This is a genomic window from Leisingera sp. (assembly GCF_982940295.1).
The window spans coordinates 79530-95823 of record NZ_CEYXRG010000007.1; the positions used below are offsets into that span (position 1 = coordinate 79530).

Here is a 16294-nt window from a genome sequence, read left to right on the forward strand (position 1 = left end):
GGGGAATGATACGCTCTTTAAGGTTAATGCCGGAGAGGATTTACACCTAAAGGTGTAGTGCTACCGTTAAATCACAATCAAACCAAGGCTCAGAGCCCGGGCGATGGCGTGTGTGGTATTGATTGCGCCGAGTTTGAACCGGGCGCTTTCGATGTAGACGCGCAAGGTGTGTTCCGAGATCGAAAGGGTCTGTGAAACCTGCGCGCGGCTGTAGCCGATCGCCAGCAGGGTCAGGGCATCGACTTCCCGCGGCGACAGCGGCTGGGCTTGTTCGGCCGCCCTTGTCGGTTCCAGCTCCAGCACCTTGCGGTTGAAGTAATGAGCCACCAGAATGAAATCCCGGCCATATTTGCCGATAAGCTTCTCCCAGGCCGCATCATCGCAATTGTGGCTGAGCGTAAACAGCGCGAACTGGCCGTTCGGCCCTCTGATCGGGATCGCATAGCCCTGATTGCCCACACCATGCACCAGCGCGTCTTTGAGAAACTCACGCGCCGGTTTGGGGTTCCAGTCCAGCCGTTTCCAATCGACCGGATGAAAGCGCTGGTAGCAACCCACTACAACCGGATCGACCCGCGAATACGCCTTATCCAGATAACGGTCGGTCCACTCCTTAGAGTAGGTGCCGAAATAATAGTGGTTTCCGGCGGTCTCCACCCAGAGGTACATCGCGTGGTCGACAGCAAACACCTCGCAGACCTGCTCGACGATCAGCTGCAGGCCTTCCAAGGTCTCAGTGGCGTCAAGCGCCTCCAAAATGCGGTCGAGTTCTGCTTTGTATGCCATGAAGTTGTTTGCTGTTGCCTCTTCGGTCCGGCCCCGGTTCTGATCGTTTGCCGCGACAAGATGTTCTGCAGCGGACGGGCCGGTGTTTCCTGTTGTTTTGCAGCGAGGACCTCCCGGAGGTCAATGCGAAGGTTCCGCATTCGTTTATTTTGAGTGAACAGATCCGGCTGGCCGCGAAAAAACTGCACAAAAACCGCGTAATAGAGATTCATCTTTTTCGGCAATCCGCCGCGACCTCCCCAGGAATAGCGAGATCACAGCCCGCAATAGGCTGAATTCCTTCGGCATAATTCCGCAATTCCAGCAAAAAACCGCGAACCACCCGGGTGATTCGCGGCGTTTTGCAGAATCGGGCCGGCATTAATGCCGGAGCGGGATCAAGCGTCCAGAACGTCCTGCAGAGTGCGCAGACCGGTCTTCGGCGCCTGCACCAGCACCGACATGTTGCCCGGCAGGTGCTCGTTGCGCAGCATCTTCATGTGCGCCTCCGGCAGGTCGTTCCAGGTGAACACCTCCGACATGCAGGGGTCCAAGCGGCGCTCAACCATCAGCTTGTTGGCAGCAGCGGCTTGCTTGAGGTGGGCAAAGTGCGAGCCCTGCAGGCGCTTCTGGTGCATCCACATGTAACGCACGTCAAAGGTCAGGTTATAGCCGGTGGTGCCGGCGCAAATCACGACCATGCCGCCTTTCTTGACCACGAAGGTCGAGACCGGGAAGGTGCTTTCGCCGGGGTGTTCGAACACCATATCGACGTTGTTGCCCTTGCCGGTGATGTCCCAGATCGCCTTGCCGAACTTGCGGGCTTCTTTGAACCACTCGGCATATTCCGGGGTGTTCACGGTGGGCAGCTGGCCCCAGCAGTTAAAGTCCTTGCGGTTCAGAACGCCCTTGGCGCCCAGGCCCATGACAAAGTCGCGCTTGCTTTCGTCGGAGATCACGCCGATGGCGTTGGCGCCGGCGGTGTTGATCAGCTGGATCGCGTAGGAGCCGAGGCCGCCCGAGGCACCCCAGACCAGCACGTTCTGGCCCGGCTTCAGGTCATGCGGCTCATGGCCGAACAGCATCCGGTAGGCGGTTGCCAGCGTCAGCGTGTAGCAGGCGCTTTCTTCCCAGGTCAGGTGCTTGGGGCGCGGCATAAGCTGCTGGGCCTGCACGTTGGTGAACTGGGCAAACGATCCGTCCGGGGTCTCGTAGCCCCAGATCCGCTGGCTGGGGGAGTACATCGGGTCGCCGCCGTTGCATTCCTCGTCGTCGCCATCGTCCTGGTTGCAGTGGATGACAACCTCGTCGCCGACCTTCCAGCGGGTCACCTTGGAGCCCACCGCCCAGACAATGCCCGAGGCATCGGAGCCGGCGATGTGGAACGGCTTGCCGTGGCCGTCAAACGGCGAGATCGGCTTGCCCAGAGAGGCCCAGACGCCGTTGTAGTTCACGCCCGCTGCCATCACCAGAACCAGCACCTCGTGGCTGTCCAGCTCCGGCACGTCGACAACTTCCTGCACCATCGCGGTGTCGGGGTTGCCGTGACGCTCCCGGCGGATCGCCCATGCATACATCTTCTTGGGCACAAAGCCCATCGGGGGGATTTCCCCCATTTCATAGAGATCTTTCTCCGGCGCCTCGTACGACATGACGTCAGTCTGGGTATCCAATGCCATGATGGCCTCCTTTGTATCCTGTCCTTTGCCGCGGTGCAGAATCGCAGCGGTTATCTGAGGGATAGGATTGGCAGAGTAATATTGCAACCTCTTTTGGCGCATCTGAGTAATTTTATGACCCTGCGGATGCAGCATTTCCCTTAGCAGGTGCAGAAAAACCACGTTTTCCGTCCGACTCCGCGCCGTCCCCGGGCAGCAGGTGGCGGATCGAATTGGCATAAAACGCCAGTATGTCGCGACGATCCTCCACCGGGGAAAACTGGCCATTGGCCTCAGTCACCAGTCCGCGCCGCAGGAGTTGCCGCAGGCCGGTCTCAGCGGCATAGCCCAGGTTGTCCCGCGGCATGTGGACATGCGCCAGCGGCATCTCGGCAATCAGCCTGTCCATCCGGTGTTCGATGGCGGCGCGGCTGAGCGGCCCGTACCGCTGCAGGATGGCGGCGATCAGCGGCACCGGCAGCACCGGGACAATGGCGCTGATGCGCTCCATCAGCTCGCGCGCCAGCGGCTTGGTGATATCCCCGTCCCGCCCGGCACCGAACCCGGCCAGGCTGAGCGGCCTGCCGAAATTGACTCCGGCATAACCGGAACGGTGATAGCGCCCGGTCATCCATAACCACAGCTGCCGCAGCAGCCGCAGCGCCACCAGCCCGATGCGGGCGCGGAACCGGCGCTCACCCGCCTTGGCGGCAGACGTCAAAATCCTGTCCTCCAGCACACGGTCATAGTTCAGCGCCACCGGCACAAAGACCACATCGCGCCCGTCCGGATCATAGCCTTCGACGATGTATTTCAAGAGCCCCAGCCTCGGCGCCGCAAGGGCTCCGTCCAGGCTAAGGCCGCCTTCGGGGAACATCGCCTGGGTGGAGCCGCCGCGGGTGGCCAGCCGCACATAGGCGGCCAGCACCTTGCGGTAGAGATCATTGCGCGAGCGGCGGCGGATGAAATAGGCGCCCATCGCCCGGATCAGGCGGCTGAGCGGCCAGACCCGCGCCCATTCCCCCACCGCATAGGACAGCGCAGAGCGTTCCGCCGCCAGATAGGTGACCAGCACGTAGTCCATGTTGGAGCGGTGGTTCATCACGAAAACCACGGTGGACTTGGGGTCGATGGCGCGCAGCGCTTCCTCGTCCTGATGGCCCAGCCGCACCCGGTACACCGCGTTGGACAGGAACCGGGCCGCCCGGATGGCAAAGCTGAAATAGGCAAAGGCCGAGAAGCCCGGCACGATCTCGCGCGCATAGCGGCGCACCTGCTCAGAGGCCACATTTTCCGGGATGCCTTCCGCCGCCGCGTGGTCCGCCGCAGCTTGTGCCACCTGCGGATCGTGGATCAGCCGCTGGATCATGTCATAGCGGCGGGTCAGCTTGAACGGCTCAATCGGGCGTTCAAGCCGCTTGTTCAGGCGCGCCACGGCGCGCTCCAGCCGCCGCCGGAAGAACCACCGCACCGAAGGGAACAGGAAATGCGACGCAAAAGTCACCGCGGCAAAGCCGACGATCAGCGCAAAGAGCCACAGCGGCAGTTCCACGGTTTGCATCATCCCGCAAAGCCTTGCCCAAACCTGCCCGGTTTACAAGCCTTTGCGGCCTCAGCCCCCCGCCGCAGGCTGCACATCCTTGCCGCGCTCCGAGCTGCGTGCAAGCAGGGAGCGGACGGCTGCTTGGGCAGGCAGCTCAATCAGCCGGAACACGGCCATCGACAGGACCACTATACCGCCCAGGACGAGGGCTGCGGCAAACACATAGGCCTCCCCCGCCAGACCCGCGGGCAGCAGAGACAGCAGGGTCACGCCGATGTAATTGTGCAGCAGATAAACCGGGTAGCTGACCAGCCCCAGCCCCGCCAGCGGCCGCCACGCCAGCAGACTGGCCGCCCGCAGGCGCAAGGCACAGGCAGCAACCGCCAAATAGATCAGGGCCAGGAAGACAACCTCCCAGCTGTCTTCAGCGCGGACGAAAGCGACCGCGAAACTCCAGAACAGAAGCGCCGCTTCCCGCTTGCTGCGGGCACCGGCATAGACCGCGGCAAAGGTTATGCCCGCCGCGAACAGGTGCGCATAAGCGAGAAATAATCCTTCGATCAGCACCTGCGGCACCAGCCCCGGCACCGCAGACTGAGCGACTGCGGCGAGAAATTGCATCAGCAAAAGCACCAAAGGGGCCGCCGTGGCAAAGCGGCCGGCCGGAACCAGCCAGAAGATGGCCGCCGCCACCAGGTAAAAGCGGATCTCGATGGCGAGGGTCCAGTAGACGACATCAACATAGCCATCAAAGCCAAAGGCGCTGTGCCAGAAGCGCTGCGATGTAAAGGTCCAGGAGGCCACAAAGCCGCTCAGCCCGCCCTGCACCTCCCGGCTGAAACTGCTGTCGGCGATGTGCACGAATGCAAACGTGATGACGGAACAAACCGCCATTGCCGGCCAAAGCCGCGCCACGCGCTTCACCGCAAAACGCAAGGGGCCCGTCTGATGCGCCAGGGACAGGGTGATGACGAAGCCGGAAATCACGAAAAACAGCTCGACCCCAAGGTCGCCATATTTGGCCAAGGGAAACAGCCCGTCGCCATAAGGGTAGTGCTGAGAATAAGCCTGAAAGTAGTGGTACAGCACAACCGCCAGCACCGCGGCGCCGCGCAACCCGTCAATTTCAGGAATGCGCCGCCCGATCAAAGTGTTTTTCAAAAGGACACTCTTCTTTGAGATAGATTAATCCAAGAACCCTAACCCGCCTCTTGCAACATCTCAACCTTACCCCCCGGCCGCCCTATAACTGCGCACCCGGCCGGCAACACTGCGAATGCCGCAACGCAGCGAATTGACATGGGTTGAAAATTGCAGTTTACATCAGCTTGACGAAATAAAATTACCGACACACTGACTCGCGAGGCCCGACATGCCGCAGATGCAAAAAGACCGCCCCTGGCTGATCCGCACCTACGCCGGCCACTCCACGGCCAAGGCGTCCAACGCGCTTTACCGCGCCAACCTGGCAAAAGGCCAGACCGGCCTTTCGGTCGCCTTCGACCTGCCGACCCAGACCGGCTATGACAGCGACCACGTGCTGGCGCGCGGCGAAGTGGGCAAGGTGGGCGTGCCTGTCTGTCACCTGGGCGACATGCGAAGCCTGTTCGACCAGATCCCGCTGGAGCAGATGAACACCTCGATGACCATCAACGCTACCGCCCCCTGGCTGCTGGCGCTGTACATCGCGGTGGCGGAGGAACAGGGCGCAGATGTGTCCAAGCTGCAAGGCACCGTTCAGAACGATCTGATCAAGGAGTACCTGAGCCGCGGCACTTATGTGTGCCCGCCCAAACCCAGCCTCAAGATGATCGCCGATGTGGCCGAATACTGCTACACCAACGTGCCCAAGTGGAACCCGATGAACGTGTGTTCCTACCACTTGCAGGAGGCCGGCGCGACGCCGGAGCAGGAGCTGGCTTTTGCGCTGGCGACTGCCCAGGCGGTGCTGGATGAGCTGAAGCCGCGCATCGCCCCGGAGGATTTCCCGGCGATGGTCGGCCGCATCTCCTTCTTCGTGAATGCAGGCATCCGGTTTGTGACCGAGATGTGCAAAATGCGCGCCTTCGTCGATCTGTGGGACGAGATCTGCCGCGACCGCTATGGCGTTGAGGACCCCAAGTTCCGCCGCTTCCGCTACGGGGTGCAGGTGAACTCGCTGGGCCTGACAGAGCAGCAGCCGGAAAACAATGTCTACCGCATTCTGATCGAGATGCTGGCGGTGACTCTGTCCAAGAAAGCCCGCGCCCGCGCGGTGCAGCTGCCCGCCTGGAACGAGGCGCTTGGCCTGCCCCGCCCCTGGGACCAGCAGTGGTCGATGCGGATGCAGCAGATCCTTGCCTATGAAACAGACCTGCTGGAATACGGCGACCTGTTCGACGGCAACCCGGCGGTCGATGCCAAGGTGGAGGAGCTGAAGGAAGGCGCCCGCGCGGAATTGGCAAACCTGGAATCAATGGGCGGCGCCGTCGCCTCCATTGAATACATGAAGGGCCGCCTGGTGGATTCCAATGCCGAACGCCTGAACCGGATCGAGAAGAACGAGACCGTGGTGGTGGGGGTCAACAAGTGGACCGAGGGCGAGCCCTCGCCGCTGCAAACCGAGGACGGCGGCATCATGGTGGTCGACCCGGCGGTGGAGCAGGAGCAGATCGAACGGCTGAACGCCTGGCGCGGCGAACGCGACAATGACGCGGTGCAATCGGCGCTGGCAGCCCTGCGCGCCGCGGCGCAAAGCGGCGCCAACGTCATGGAGCCGTCGATCGCCGCCGCCAAGGCAGGTGTCACCACCGGCGAATGGGCCGAAGAAATGCGCAAGGTCTATGGCACCTACCGCGGCCCGACCGGCGTGTCGGCCTCGGTGTCAAACAAGACCGAAGGGCTGGACGACCTGCGCGATGCAGTGGATGCCGTCAGCGACGTGCTGGGCCGCCGGATCAAGTTCGTTGTCGGGAAACCGGGCCTGGACGGCCATTCCAACGGCGCTGAGCAGATCGCCTTCCGCGCCCGCGATTGCGGCATGGACATCACCTATGACGGCATCCGCATGACCCCTGCCGAACTGGTGGAGGCCGCGCAAAAGGACGACGCCCATGTGGTCGGCCTGTCGATCCTGTCTGGCAGCCACCTGCCGCTGGTCGAAGAAATGATGACCCGGATGCGCGACGCCGGGCTTGGCCATATTCCCGTGATTGTCGGCGGCATCATCCCTGACGAGGACGCGCAAAAGCTGAGGTCCATGGGCGTTGCTCGCGTCTATACTCCCAAGGATTTCGAGCTCAATTCAATTATGAGCGACATTGTCGACCTGGCAAAGCCACCGGAAATTGCAGTGAATTGACTTTTTACCGGCAATTTTCTGCATACCGATAAAAAAGATGCTGAAACGCGTCTGGTACTCAGTCCATAAAGAATGACATACCGGTTTTTCCGGTATGTCATTTTTTATATGGAGTTCAGAATGACCTTCGACCTTTCGGCAATGAGCAGAAAAGAGCTTCTGCAGCTTCAAAGCGATGTTGAAAAAGCACTGCAGGAAGCAGAACTGCGCGAACGCCAAGAAGCGCTGAAAGCCGCCGAGGAGGCCGCCGCGAAATACGGTTTCTCGCTGGATGAAATCGCCGCCGCGTCGCGCCAAGGCGCAAAGAAAAACAAGGCCGCTCCGAAATACCGCAACCCGGAGAACCCGGAAGAAACCTGGACCGGACGCGGTCGCAAACCGCATTGGGTGCATGCCGCGCTGACCGCCGGCAAGGATATTTCCGATCTGGAAATCTGATCTGGCTGGAGCTGAGCGATGACCATTCACATCGGCGCCGCCAAAGGCGATATCGCGGAAACCGTTCTGATGCCCGGCGACCCCTACCGGGCCAAATGGGCGGCTGAAACCTTTCTCGAGAACGCCAAGCTGGTCAACGAGGTGCGCGGCATGCTGGGTTACACCGGCACCTGGAACGGGCACCGCGTGACCATCCAGGGCAGCGGCATGGGGATGCCCTCGCTGTCGATCTATGCCAATGAGCTGATCCGCGAATTTGGCGCCAAGACGCTGATCCGCATCGGCTCTTGCGGCGGTATGCAGGACAAGGTCAAGGTCCGGGATGTGATCCTGGCGATGACTGCCACCACCCTCAACAGCCCTTCCAGCGGCATCTTCCGGGAGCTGAACTTTGCCCCCTGCGCCGATTGGGATTTGTTGCAGGCGGCGGCCCAGGCAGCTGCCAAGCGCGGTGCAGATACTCATATCGGCGGTATCTACTCCTCGGATGTGTTCTATGACGAACGCCCCGACCTGAACGAGCAGATGGTGCGCCACGGCATTCTTGGCGTGGAGATGGAAGCGGCAGAGCTGTATACGCTGGCAGCCCGCCACGGATGCCGCGCGCTGGCAGTGCTGACCGTGTCCGATCATTTGGGCACCGGCGAGGCGCTACCCTCCGATCAGCGCGAGCGCAGCTTTGGCGATATGGTGGAAATTGCGCTGGAAGCCGCATTCGGCTGAAAGTTTTCATTTTGATAATTAGTAAGGGCAGCGGCTTTCGCCCTGCCCTTTTTTGCTGCCTGAAAGGTCTGGCTTCATTTTCTGCACGTGGAAAACACAGGCCTAATGGTGTTTGCGGTCGGGCCAATTAATTGGCCTGACTGCTTCCATGAAGATATTGCGCCAATTCTGTCCTCTGGCCGGAAATCCAACCATTATTGCCCGCTCAGCCAAGGCCGTGGGTGCGGTCATAACCATTGCGCCGCGGGCTTTTCCAATCCCCAAGGGCCCCTTTGGCCGGGGCAAAGATTTCGACCAGCAGCGGATAGCAGGCCGCCGTATCGCTGGAATGTTCCGCAGAGCAATCCCCGCCCGGGCAGGCGCTGAGCGCGCCCAGCAAGCCGATCTCGGCAAAGAACTCCAGATAATCACCGGGCCGGACCGGGCTGGCCTTCATGAAGTACTGGCCCGTATCACGGGTAAAGCCGGTGCACATGAAGACATTGAGCACATCATGCACGTGCGGCTCCGCTTCTGTCAGCGGCACCCCCAGATGATCCGCCAGCGCCCGGGTCAGGTTGGAATGGCAGCAGTGATGATACTGGCTGCCTGCCAGAAGGTTGCCGGTGTAGGGATCGCAGCGGGTGCCGATCACATCATGCACCGAGCCGCCGTACTGGTCGATGCCGTACCAGCCCAGCGTGTCGTCGGTGATGGTCGCCATCGGGCGCATGTGCGGAAAGCTGGTCCACATCCGCTCGCCCGTGGTGATATGGGTGCCGTGCAGGGCGCGGGTTTTGCCAGAATAGAACCGCTCGCTGAGGTCTGCCTTGTTCCACAGGTTTAAATCGCCCACCTGCGGCCCCTCCACCGAAGTAATCCGGAAGAAATGCCCGGCAGGCACCTCGAAACAGGCGGCATCGCGGGGCTGCACCAGCACCTCGCCGGTTTTCACGGCCCCCTGCCGCGCTTGCCGGTACAGCGGCAGATCCGGAACCGGCAGAGTGTCGTTGGGGTAGCAGATCACCGGCTTGACCGCGCGGCGGGCGTCCGCGTCGGCGGGGGCTTCGGGGGGGATCGTCATGGGGCAAACCTTCTTGTGCGTTTGCCCTATCAAGACGGCAACGCCGCAGGGTTTCAAGCCCTGCGGCGGCCGGTAAAGATCACAAGCGCCGGAAGGCGGAGGTCAGATCACCACCACGTCCAGCGGCGGGAAGCCGTTGAAGCCGACCGAGGCGTAGGTCGAGGTGTAGGCGCCGCAGGAATGGATCACCACGCGGTCGCCAGCCTTCAGGCCCAGCGGCAGCTGCACCAGCTGCTTTTCATACAGCACATCAGCGCTGTCGCAGGACGGGCCTGCCAGCACGCAGGGGCCGGTCGGCTCATGGTCGCGGCTGGTGCTGATCTGGTAGCGGATCGCCTCGTCCATGGTCTCTGCCAGGCCGGAGAACTTGCCGATGTCCAGATAGACCCAGCGGAACATGTCATCGGCATGCTTACGGGACACCAGCAGCACCTCCGCCGCGATCGCGCCGGCTTCGGCCACCAGGCCGCGGCCTGGCTCTGCCATCACTTCGGCAGCATCGGGGAAGCGCGCGTTCACCTGCTCCATCACCGCGCGGGCATAGTCCTCGGCGCCCATCACCTCGGTTTTATAGGAGGCCGGGAAGCCGCCGCCGATGTTAACCAGCTTAAGGTCGTGTCCGGCAGCGCGGCCAGCATTCCAAACCTCTGCCACCTGATCCAGCACCGGCGCCCACATCAGCGGGTCGCGGGTTTGCGAGCCGACGTGGAAAGACAGGCCATGCACGGTGAGGCCCAGTGCGGCGGCGGCATCCATCAGGCTCAGCGCCATCGAAGCTGAGGAGCCGAACTTGCGGCTGAGCGGCCAGTCGGCGCCCGACGCCTCGACGATCACCCGCAGGCAGACATGCGCGCCCGGCGCGAATTCCGCCAGCTTTTCAAGCTCTTCCTGTGCGTCGGCGGCAAAATGGGTGATGCCGATGCCATGGGCAAAGGCAATATCGGAGGGCCGTTTGATGGTGTTGCCGAAGGTGATCTGCTCAGCCCGTGCGCCGGCCGCCAGGCACATCTCGATCTCGGCGCGGCTGGCGGCATCGAAGTTGGAGCCCAGACGGACCAGGGTTTCCAGCACTTCCGGCGCCGGGTTGGCCTTGACGGCATAGTGGATGCGCGCCCGGCCCAGACCGCGGTCCAGCGCCTGGTACTGACGGGCCACCGCCTGGCTGTCGATGACCAGAGTCGGCCGGTCAAAGCGGCTTTGCGCAATGTGCTGCAGGTGACGGGATACAGATACGGAATCGCGAGCGGTCTGCCCGGCTACGTGTACGTTCATGGTCATCTCCAAAAGACCCGGCCATATATGACCGCTCAGTTCAGTCAGAGACGTTACCGTCGCTACGTAACCTTAGGGGAGTAACCCCTTTCGACAGAGGCGCGTGCGTTGGCGTCTTGCCCGCCCATATCGGGCAAAGAGGTGAGTCTTTCAAGCATTATTTTTTGCGGATCTGCCATGCGCGGAGCGAAAGGCTCCCGCCTGCTGCGGCGCCTTTGGAAAGGCGTCTCGCAGTTGGGCCCGGCACCGCGCCCCGGCGCGGTGCCGGGCCCAAGGCCGCACGGAAGGCGTTCCGGCGCAGCCGGGGCGCCTGCGGGCGCGGGAGTGCACTGTTAAGTCTTGCGCTGCGGATCGCGGCAGATGCGCGGGGCGGCCTCCCCCGGTTCCGCGGCGCCGCAATAGCTGCAGCGCCACTGGCCCTGGGCGCGCTGCTGGCGCCAGCGGCAGTTGCGGGTCAGGCTGGTGGCGTGGCGGCGCCACAGGAAATAGGCGAACACACCCGCCAGAAGAAGAAGCAGCAAAACAGGCATACACCTGTCTACGCCGCAGCTGACCCCGGCTCAACCGGATTGCCGCGCGCCCATGAGGCAGCCGTCAGGCTGCCTGGTAATACTCGACCACGCCCTCAACGGCTTCGGCTTCTGTCGCTGCGGTCAGCGGTTCCGGGGTGTAGTAGGCATAGGCCTGCTCCAAGGCCTCCAGCGCGGCCTGCCGGGCCTTGTCTTTCGGGTCCTGCTGCAAGTTCATCGGGTTCATCGGGTTCATCGGGTTGCCTCCATAGTCTGGCACGATCCTCCCTTGCGACCCAGACTACCCGCTGGCTGTCTCAGATGCAGCCACCCATTTTGCAAAGGCGGCATGCAGTTGCTGCATTGCAGCAACCCAGAGGGGTATCAAACTGTCAGCAAATGCCCCGCCAGCCCCAGCGCAAAGCCTGCAACCGCGCCCAGTGCCGGCACGCTGCTGCGGTTCGAATGCGCTTTGGGGGCGATGTCCTGAAACAGCAGGTAGAGGATGCCGCCCGCCGCAAAAACCATGATGCCCCCCAGCACCGCGTGGGCCTCTGCCAGCCAGACCAGCCCCGCCAGCGCGCAGACCGGCCCCAGTGCCGCCAGCCCCACAAAGGCCAGCAGCACGTGCCAGGCCGGGCTGTCACCGCTCCAGACCTCGCGGAAGGCGGCAAAGCCCTCCGGCAGGTTTTGCAGAAAGATCATTAGCGCCAGCAGCCAGGCGGTGGCGGCATCCGCCACCAGCATCGCCCCCAGCGCCATCGCCTCGGGCACGTAGTCCAGCAGCATGGCCAGTAAAAGCGCGCCGCTGCCGCCGCGTTTTTGCAGCACGGTATCGGCCAGATAGAATACGCCGCCGCCCGCCGCAAACAGCAGCACAGCCAGCACGGCTGGCAAAGCTTGAGCCCCCTCCGGCACCAGCACCAGCGCCACTGCCGAAGTGAGCGCGCCGCCGCCGAAGGCCGCGATGGCGTGCAGCACGTCGTCCCGCAGCGTCGGGTTGCGGATATGCTCGCACCAGGCAAGAAACCCGCCCAGCGGCATCGAAAGGCCGGCAAGGCCAGCCAGAAAAATTGCATAGAAATGCGGTTGCATTCCGGCACCTTAGGGTGGCAGCCGCTGCTGCTCAACCGCTTCGCGTCAGGTATTGATGCAGGACGTCGCCTGTGCCGCCTGCGCCTCGGTCACGTTAACCCCCGGCTGCACCGTTCGCAGCACTGTCGCCCCTGCCCCATGGCCCAGAAACTCCGTGCGCACCCGGTATTGCCCGGTGATGCCCGCAGCCGCGATACAGCCAGGGATCTTGGCATCGGTCGCCGCCAGCTGGGCGCCGATGCGGTCGTGATCCGTTGCCGTCATGCAGCCAGTCAGCAGGGTCAGTGCGCCCGCAGCGCATACAAGTTGTTTCATGCCCGAAATCCAATGCCTGCCAAAAACACACCCCCGGTTTCGCAGGAAACCGGGGGCCATGCAATTTTCATGATTCCGGTGCGGCGGAACCTTGCGGATCAGCCCTTCTGGAAATCAAACGGTGCGTTCGACCATCATCTTCTTGATATGCGCAATCGCCTTGGCCGGGTTCAGGCCCTTGGGACAGGTCTTGGCGCAGTTCATGATGGTGTGGCAGCGGTACAGCTTGAACGGATCTTCCAGCTGATCCAGACGCTCGCCCGTTGCCTCGTCGCGGCTGTCGATGATCCAGCGGTAGGCATGCAGAAGGGCAGCCGGCCCCAGGTAACGGTCGCCGTTCCACCAGTAGCTCGGGCAGGAGGTCGAGCAGCTGGCGCACATCACACACTCATAAAGCCCGTCCAGCTTCTTGCGGTCCTCGATCGACTGCTTCCACTCTTTCGCGGGTCGGTTGGTCTTAGTCTCCAGCCACGGCATGATCGAGGCATGCTGAGCATAGAAATGCGTCAGGTCCGGGATCAGGTCCTTGACCACCGGCATATGCGGCAGCGGATAGATCGCCACGTCGCCCTTGATCTCATCCATGCCATAGATGCAGGCTAGCGTGTTGATGCCGTCGATGTTCATCGCGCAGGAACCGCAGATCCCTTCGCGGCAGGAGCGGCGGAAGGTCAGCGTAGGGTCGATCTCGTTCTTGATCTTGATCAGCGCGTCCAGGACCATAGGGCCGCAGCTGTCCATATCGACGAAATAGGTGTCGACCTGCGGGTTTTTCCCGTCATCCGGGTTCCAGCGGTAGATCTTGAACTTGCGCACATTGCTGGCGCCCTCCGGCTTGGGCCAGGTCTTGCCGGTGGTGATCTTGGAGTTCTTGGGGAGGCTGAATTGAACCATGGTCTGTCTCCTTAGAACGTCCGCGCCTTGGGCGCGATTTTCTTGAGGCTGATGCCGCCTTCATCCTCGGTGGTCAGCGGGTCGACCACCACCGGGCGGTAGGACAGATCAACCTTGTTGCCCTCCACGCGCGAGACGGTGTGGACGCGCCAGTTGTCGTCGTCGCGGTCGGTGAAGTCCTCATGCGCATGGGCACCGCGGCTTTCCTTGCGCGCTTCGGCGCCAACGATGGTGGCCAGCGCGTTCGGCATCAGGTTGGTCAGCTCCAGCGTCTCCATCAGGTCGGAGTTCCAGACCAGCGAGCGGTCGGTCACCTTCAGGTCATCGAGCTTGGCCGCGATCGCGGTCATCTTCTCGACGCCTTCCGCCATGGTCTTGGAGGTGCGGAACACCGCTGCGTCCGCCTGCATGCACTTCTGCATCTCCAGCCGCAGGTCCGCGGTCGGGATGCCGCCATTGGCGTTGCGCAGGGTGTCGAAGCGGTCGAACGCCTTGTCGACGGAGGCCTGGTTCAGCACCGGGTTTGCCGCATCGGCGTCCACAACCTTGCCCGCGCGAATGGCGGAGGCGCGGCCAAAGACCACAAGGTCAATCAGCGAGTTGGAGCCCAGCCGGTTGGCGCCATGCACCGAGGCACAGCCCGCCTCGCCCACGGCCATCAGGCCCGGCACCACCGCGGTCGGGTCGTCGGCGGTCGGGTTCAGGACCTCGCCCCAGTAGTTGGTCGGAATGCCGCCCATGTTGTAGTGCACGGTCGGCAGAACCGGGATCGGCTCCTTGGTCACATCCACGCCGGCAAAGATCTTGGCGCTTTCCGAAATACCCGGCAACCGCTCCGCCAGCGCCTCGGCCGGCAGGTGGGAGAGGTTCAGGTGGATATGGTCGCCCTCAGCGCCCACACCGCGGCCCTCGCGGATCTCCATGGTCATCGAGCGGCTGACATAGTCGCGCGGCGCCAGATCCTTGTACTGGGGCGCATAGCGCTCCATGAAGCGTTCGCCCTCGGAGTTGGTCAGGTAGCCGCCCTCGCCGCGCGCACCCTCGGTGATCAGGCAGCCGGAGCCGTAGATGCCGGTCGGGTGGAACTGCACGAACTCCATGTCCTGCAGCGCAAGCCCTGCGCGCGCTACCATACCGCCACCGTCGCCGGTGCAGGTATGCGCCGAAGTGGCCGAGAAATAGGCGCGGCCGTAACCGCCGGTCGCCAGCACCACCATCTTGGCGTTGAAGACATGCATAGTGCCGTCGTCGAGCTTCCAGCACACCACGCCCTGGCACTGCCCGTCCTCGGACATGATCAGGTCGATGGCGAAATACTCGATGTAGAACTCGGCATTGTTCTTGAGGCTCTGACCATACAGCGTGTGCAGGATCGCGTGGCCGGTCCGGTCAGCCGCCGCACAGGTGCGCTGCACCGCGGGGCCTTCGCCGAATTCGGTGGTGTGGCCGCCGAACGGGCGCTGATAGATCTTGCCTTCCTCGGTGCGCGAGAACGGCACACCGTAATGTTCCAGCTCGTACACCGCCTTGGGCGCCTCACGCGCCAGGTATTCCATGGCGTCGGTGTCGCCCAGCCAGTCGGAGCCCTTGACGGTGTCATACATGTGCCACTGCCAGCTGTCCGGGCCCATGTTGCCCAGGGACGCGGCAATGCCGCCCTGCGCCGCCACGGTGTGGGAGCGGGTCGGGAACACCTTGGTCACGCAAGCGGTGCGCAGGCCCTGTTCCGCCATGCCCAGCGTCGCGCGGAGGCCAGCCCCGCCGGCGCCAACCACGACCACGTCATATTCATGTGTTTCGTATTCGTAAGCAGCCATTGAAAAAGACCTCGGGGAGTTACAGGGCCAAGCGGATCAGCGCGTAGGCGCTGGTCGCGGCGACGGCATAGGACAGGCATTTGACCAGGATGATCGCCAGGCGGCCTTTAAAGCCGTGGACATAGTCCTCGATCATGATCTGGGCGCCGGATTTAAAGTGCATCATGCCGACCCAGATGGTCAGCACGGCCACCAGTGCCGGGAACGGGCGGGAATAATAGGCGGTGATTTCCTCATAGGAGCCGCCCAGCGCAGAGCCGAAGGTGAAAACAAACAGCGGCACCAGGATCAGCAGAGCGATGGAGCTCACCTGCATCGACCAGTGGTGGCTGGTTCCGGATTTTGCAGCGCCCATGCCAACGGCGCGTTTGCGGTCAGTCAGATATCGCATCGCGTGTGTCCCCAGCTTAGACGATGATAATGGTGAGTACGGTCAGAACCGCCGAGCCGATCACGACAATCCAGCCCAGTTTCTCGGCCTGCTCCAGATCCAGCATGTAGCCGTTGTCCCAGATCAGGTGCCGGATGCCGGCCAGCGTGTGATACCACAGGCCCAGCACCGACAGGGTCATCACCAGATCGCCGAACCAGCTGGTCAGCAGGCCGTTGGCAGTGGCGAAGTATTCGGGCGAGGTTGCGGCCGCCAGGAACCACCAGGCGATCAGCAGCGCCGAGACGATCAGCGCGTTGCCTGTGATCCGCGTAAGGATCGACGTCACGGAGGTCAGCTGCGGGCGGTAGACCTGCAAATGCGGCGAAAGCGGGCGGTTGCCCCGATTGACATCGGCCATGTTGGCTCCTTTTCAGGTTGGCTGACGACGTTTTAGCCGATTTTTACGGCGTGTCACCCGACCGAACGGTT

The 16294-nt window shown here is 62.6% G+C and carries 17 protein-coding genes; 3 read left to right on the top strand and 14 right to left on the bottom strand.

All coding sequences use genetic code 11. The features are described from left to right. Positions 1-66: 66 nt before the first annotated feature. The 4 genes from AC4HIX_RS08735 to AC4HIX_RS08750 form a co-directional block, all read right to left on the bottom strand. On the bottom strand, positions 67-786 hold the full coding sequence (locus tag AC4HIX_RS08735; RefSeq protein WP_475050260.1) for a helix-turn-helix transcriptional regulator: 720 nt from the start codon (positions 784-786) through the stop codon (positions 67-69). Positions 787-1163: 377 nt separating this feature from the next. After that, positions 1164-2444 carry a crotonyl-CoA carboxylase/reductase gene (gene ccrA, locus AC4HIX_RS08740; protein ID WP_475050258.1) on the bottom strand — a complete coding sequence of 427 codons (1281 nt, stop codon included), beginning with the start codon at positions 2442-2444 and terminating at the stop codon, positions 1164-1166. Between the two features lie 112 nt (positions 2445-2556). After that, entirely contained in the window at positions 2557-3987 is a 1431-nt protein-coding gene (locus AC4HIX_RS08745) for a 1-acyl-sn-glycerol-3-phosphate acyltransferase (RefSeq protein WP_490398698.1), read from the bottom strand. Between the two features lie 48 nt (positions 3988-4035). Then, positions 4036-5127, bottom strand: a complete 1092-nt coding sequence (locus tag AC4HIX_RS08750) for an acyltransferase family protein (RefSeq protein ID WP_490398699.1) — start codon at positions 5125-5127, stop codon at positions 4036-4038. Between the two features lie 211 nt (positions 5128-5338). Between AC4HIX_RS08750 and AC4HIX_RS08755 the strand changes: the two genes are divergently transcribed. From AC4HIX_RS08755 to deoD, 3 genes are all read left to right on the top strand, one after another. Beyond that, on the top strand, positions 5339-7306 hold the full coding sequence (locus AC4HIX_RS08755; protein ID WP_490398700.1) for a methylmalonyl-CoA mutase family protein: 1968 nt from the start codon (positions 5339-5341) through the stop codon (positions 7304-7306). A 120-nt stretch (positions 7307-7426) separates the two neighbouring features. After that, positions 7427-7744 (top strand): H-NS histone family protein, encoded by a 318-nt coding sequence (locus AC4HIX_RS08760; RefSeq protein ID WP_475050250.1) that lies wholly within the window; start codon positions 7427-7429, stop codon positions 7742-7744. A gap of 18 nt (positions 7745-7762) precedes the next feature. Beyond that, positions 7763-8467: a purine-nucleoside phosphorylase gene (gene deoD, locus AC4HIX_RS08765; protein ID WP_490398701.1), complete on the top strand. Its 705-nt coding sequence runs from the start codon at positions 7763-7765 to the stop codon at positions 8465-8467. 205 nt (positions 8468-8672) lie between these two features. Here deoD and AC4HIX_RS08770 read toward each other — a convergent pair whose 3' ends face one another. The 10 genes from AC4HIX_RS08770 to sdhC all read right to left on the bottom strand — a co-directional run bounded on the left by AC4HIX_RS08770 (position 8673) and on the right by sdhC (position 16223). Then, positions 8673-9530 (bottom strand): urea carboxylase-associated family protein, encoded by an 858-nt coding sequence (locus AC4HIX_RS08770; protein WP_490398702.1) that lies wholly within the window; start codon positions 9528-9530, stop codon positions 8673-8675. Positions 9531-9632: 102 nt separating this feature from the next. Then, positions 9633-10802, bottom strand: a complete 1170-nt coding sequence (locus AC4HIX_RS08775; RefSeq protein ID WP_490398703.1) for a type III PLP-dependent enzyme — start codon at positions 10800-10802, stop codon at positions 9633-9635. A gap of 332 nt (positions 10803-11134) precedes the next feature. Continuing rightward, positions 11135-11332 (bottom strand): hypothetical protein, encoded by a 198-nt coding sequence (locus AC4HIX_RS08780; protein ID WP_490398704.1) that lies wholly within the window; start codon positions 11330-11332, stop codon positions 11135-11137. A 64-nt stretch (positions 11333-11396) separates the two neighbouring features. Then, positions 11397-11591 carry a hypothetical protein gene (locus AC4HIX_RS08785; protein ID WP_490398705.1) on the bottom strand — a complete coding sequence of 65 codons (195 nt, stop codon included), beginning with the start codon at positions 11589-11591 and terminating at the stop codon, positions 11397-11399. A 104-nt stretch (positions 11592-11695) separates the two neighbouring features. Next, positions 11696-12406 (bottom strand): ZIP family metal transporter, encoded by a 711-nt coding sequence (locus AC4HIX_RS08790; protein WP_490398706.1) that lies wholly within the window; start codon positions 12404-12406, stop codon positions 11696-11698. Positions 12407-12451: 45 nt separating this feature from the next. Further along, complete coding sequence (locus AC4HIX_RS08795) at positions 12452-12721, bottom strand: hypothetical protein (RefSeq protein ID WP_490398707.1); 270 nt, start codon at positions 12719-12721, stop codon at positions 12452-12454. A 114-nt stretch (positions 12722-12835) separates the two neighbouring features. Further along, positions 12836-13615: a succinate dehydrogenase iron-sulfur subunit gene (locus tag AC4HIX_RS08800; RefSeq protein ID WP_421053361.1), complete on the bottom strand. Its 780-nt coding sequence runs from the start codon at positions 13613-13615 to the stop codon at positions 12836-12838. 11 nt (positions 13616-13626) lie between these two features. Beyond that, positions 13627-15432 carry a succinate dehydrogenase flavoprotein subunit gene (gene sdhA, locus AC4HIX_RS08805; RefSeq protein WP_490398708.1) on the bottom strand — a complete coding sequence of 602 codons (1806 nt, stop codon included), beginning with the start codon at positions 15430-15432 and terminating at the stop codon, positions 13627-13629. 19 nt (positions 15433-15451) lie between these two features. Further along, complete coding sequence (sdhD, locus tag AC4HIX_RS08810; RefSeq protein ID WP_475050228.1) at positions 15452-15823, bottom strand: succinate dehydrogenase, hydrophobic membrane anchor protein; 372 nt, start codon at positions 15821-15823, stop codon at positions 15452-15454. Between the two features lie 16 nt (positions 15824-15839). Next, positions 15840-16223, bottom strand: coding sequence for a succinate dehydrogenase, cytochrome b556 subunit (gene sdhC / locus AC4HIX_RS08815; RefSeq protein WP_174146112.1), 384 nt, complete (start codon positions 16221-16223; stop codon positions 15840-15842). Positions 16224-16294 lie beyond the last annotated feature (71 nt).

Coding starts and splice junctions, on each gene's coding strand:
- AC4HIX_RS08735 (WP_475050260.1), bottom strand. CDS start 786: ATGGCATACAAAGCAGAACTCGACCGCATTTTGGAGGCGCTTGACGCC.
- ccrA (WP_475050258.1), bottom strand. CDS start 2,444: ATGGCATTGGATACCCAGACTGACGTCATGTCGTACGAGGCGCCGGAG.
- AC4HIX_RS08745 (WP_490398698.1), bottom strand. CDS start 3,987: ATGATGCAAACCGTGGAACTGCCGCTGTGGCTCTTTGCGCTGATCGTC.
- AC4HIX_RS08755 (WP_490398700.1), top strand. CDS start 5,339: ATGCCGCAGATGCAAAAAGACCGCCCCTGGCTGATCCGCACCTACGCC.
- AC4HIX_RS08760 (WP_475050250.1), top strand. CDS start 7,427: ATGACCTTCGACCTTTCGGCAATGAGCAGAAAAGAGCTTCTGCAGCTT.
- deoD (WP_490398701.1), top strand. CDS start 7,763: ATGACCATTCACATCGGCGCCGCCAAAGGCGATATCGCGGAAACCGTT.
- AC4HIX_RS08770 (WP_490398702.1), bottom strand. CDS start 9,530: ATGACGATCCCCCCCGAAGCCCCCGCCGACGCGGACGCCCGCCGCGCG.
- AC4HIX_RS08775 (WP_490398703.1), bottom strand. CDS start 10,802: ATGAACGTACACGTAGCCGGGCAGACCGCTCGCGATTCCGTATCTGTA.
- AC4HIX_RS08780 (WP_490398704.1), bottom strand. CDS start 11,332: ATGCCTGTTTTGCTGCTTCTTCTTCTGGCGGGTGTGTTCGCCTATTTC.
- AC4HIX_RS08790 (WP_490398706.1), bottom strand. CDS start 12,406: ATGCAACCGCATTTCTATGCAATTTTTCTGGCTGGCCTTGCCGGCCTT.
- AC4HIX_RS08795 (WP_490398707.1), bottom strand. CDS start 12,721: ATGAAACAACTTGTATGCGCTGCGGGCGCACTGACCCTGCTGACTGGC.
- AC4HIX_RS08800 (WP_421053361.1), bottom strand. CDS start 13,615: ATGGTTCAATTCAGCCTCCCCAAGAACTCCAAGATCACCACCGGCAAG.
- sdhA (WP_490398708.1), bottom strand. CDS start 15,432: ATGGCTGCTTACGAATACGAAACACATGAATATGACGTGGTCGTGGTT.
- sdhD (WP_475050228.1), bottom strand. CDS start 15,823: ATGCGATATCTGACTGACCGCAAACGCGCCGTTGGCATGGGCGCTGCA.
- sdhC (WP_174146112.1), bottom strand. CDS start 16,223: ATGGCCGATGTCAATCGGGGCAACCGCCCGCTTTCGCCGCATTTGCAG.